General features: G+C 69.2%; 4 protein-coding genes. 3 read left to right on the top strand and 1 reads right to left on the bottom strand.

The features are described from left to right. Positions 1–12: 12 nt before the first annotated feature. From ACZ50K_RS37840 to ACZ50K_RS37830, 3 genes are all read left to right on the top strand, one after another. Positions 13–174 carry a hypothetical protein gene (locus ACZ50K_RS37840; protein ID WP_468912026.1) on the top strand — a complete coding sequence of 54 codons (162 nt, stop codon included), beginning with the start codon at positions 13–15 and terminating at the stop codon, positions 172–174. An 84-nt stretch (positions 175–258) separates the two neighbouring features. Then, positions 259–1,578, top strand: coding sequence for a D-alanyl-D-alanine carboxypeptidase family protein (locus ACZ50K_RS37835; RefSeq protein WP_468912024.1), 1,320 nt, complete (start codon positions 259–261; stop codon positions 1,576–1,578). Positions 1,579–1,787: 209 nt separating this feature from the next. After that, complete coding sequence (locus ACZ50K_RS37830) at positions 1,788–1,958, top strand: hypothetical protein (RefSeq protein ID WP_468912022.1); 171 nt, start codon at positions 1,788–1,790, stop codon at positions 1,956–1,958. Here ACZ50K_RS37830 and ACZ50K_RS37825 read toward each other — a convergent pair. Next, a partial coding sequence (locus ACZ50K_RS37825) for a hypothetical protein (RefSeq protein WP_468912020.1) occupies positions 1,934–2,223 on the bottom strand: 290 nt, incomplete at its 5' end. The two genes, ACZ50K_RS37830 and ACZ50K_RS37825, sit on opposite strands and share 25 nt — an antisense overlap.

Below are 2,223 nucleotides of genomic sequence, written 5' to 3'. Positions count from 1 at the left end.
GGCACCGAACCCGTGATCAACGAGGTCAACACCTTCCCCGGCTTCACCGCAGCCTCCCAGTACCCGCAGATCTGGGCCGCAGCCGGCCTGCCCTATACCCACCTGCTGGACACCATCATCCAGACCGCCCTCACCCTTGCAGCAAGCCACCAGACGCCGCAGAGCGCGCAATGAGCCGCGCCCTGAGCGCAGCCCCTCCCATGTGCATGCACATCCGCATCAGCTCGCCGCCCGTCGGGCCTGAACCAAGGAACTCGCATGCCCCCTGACGCAGCCCTGTCGTCGACGTCCGGACAGGAGTCGGCGCGGCGCCGCATTCCGGCCTTCCTGCCGCCCCTGATCGTGATGCTATGCGCAGGGGCCATCCTGGCCCTGCTGGTGTTGTTCGGCCGCCCCGCTGACGCCTCCGAGGCCGTGCGCGCCCTGCCCGGTGGCCCTCCGGCCTCCGCCTGGCCCGCAACCGGTCAGGCAGCGGTTGCCGTCGCCGACGGGGGCGAGCATGGCTCTCCGAGCCAGGACCCCGTGCCGACGGCCAGCACGGCCAAACTCATGACCGCGTACATGTTCCTTTCCCGCTATCCGCTGCACCCCGGGCAGGCAGGACCCTCGTACACCGTGTCCGCCGACGAAGCGGCCCGCTACGCCGCCCGTTTGGCGGGGTCGCAGTCGGTGGTCCCGCTGCGTCCGGGACAGCGCTTGGCCGAGCGCGATGCTCTTCAGGCGTTGCTGGCGGCCTCGGCGAACAACGTCGCGGACGAACTGGCCCGCTGGTACGGATCGGACCCGGTCGCCTTCGTCGCCGACATGAACCGCACCGCACACCGGCTCGGCATGGACGCGACCTATTACACCGATCCCAGCGGGCTGAACGACACCACCGTCAGCACTGCGGCAGACCAGGTCAGGCTGTTCCAGGCGGCTCTGCGGCTGCCGGAGTTCGCCACCCTCGCCAGCTCCTCCTACACCGACATAGACGGGCACCGCCACGCCAACACCAACCCCATGCTGGGCCGTGACGGGGTTTTCGCGGGCACGACGGGCACCACGCGGGCCGCCGGGCACAACCTTGTCTTCGCCGCCCGCCGCGACAGCACCGGCGGCAGCCGGGTCATCGTCGGCGCCGTGCTGCACCAGCCCGACAGCGCAGCGCTGAATACAACCGTCCGGCGGTTGATCGCAGATTCCCTCGTCACCGCCCCCATCGTCCACCAAGGCGAGGTCCTCGCATGGGCACACGACGGCTGGGGCCGCAGCGTCGCCCTGCATGCCGAGCACGACCTGCCGGTCACCGGACCGCCCGGCTCAAGTGCCACCCTGGTCATCACACCGGGCACCGCTCTGAACAACGGCGCCCCGGCGGGGACCACGGCAGCGCGGGCCGTCGTCACGAGTCTCCGGCCGACCGGCGCAGGGCACACCAAGGGTGCAGCCGACGTATCAACGTCGGGTGAAGAAGCCCGCCCGGGGGTAAGCGCAAGCGTCGCTCTCCAGACCGAGGAGCCACTGCCCCGCTTCCCACCACTGACATGGCTTCCCCTGCGCCCTCTTGCCTGGCTGACCGAGGCGGTCTCCCCATGAATGGCATCGCCTCCCAGTACCCGCTGAGCTGGGCCGCGGCCTGCCTGTCCTACATGCTCCCGTCCGGCACGCACATCCAGACCATCTGCACCCGTACACCCAGCCACCAGACACTTCGAGGCCTTCAATGCCCTCTCTGTCAGCCTTGGGTGAGACGTCCCGCTTCGTCGGGTTAGCCTGAGAGGGCACGACAGGAGAACCACCCCCTCATGACCAGCACCCACCCCGCCGGATCCGACCCGGCCGCCCGGCCGAAACGCCGCACTTTCAGTCCCGAGTACAAGCTGCGGATCGTCGCCGAGTACGACGCCGCCCCGAAGAACGAGAAGGGTGCGGTCCTGCGCCGCGAACGTCTCTACAATTCGCACGTCACGGAGTAGCGGGCCGCGCGGGATGCCGGGGCTCTGGAGAAACTGGTCGACAAGCGCACCAGCCCGGCGAGGCCGAAGAAGTCCGCTGCCGAGGCGGAGAACGAGAAGCTGCGCCGCCAGGTGGAACGGCTGGAGAAGGAACTGGCACGGAACAAGGCCGCGCTGGAGGTCATGGGAAGAGCTTCCGCGCTCTTGGAAATGATCTCCGAGAGCGCGGACTGAATCCGGCCGTGGTCCCGGTCGCCGACGGCGCCTTCACCGGCGTTGAGCACGA

This window comes from Streptomyces sp. NPDC033845, from assembly GCF_055576225.1.
Note: the sequence above shows the minus strand (reverse complement) of the source record. Positions and strands in the feature narration are given on the sequence as shown.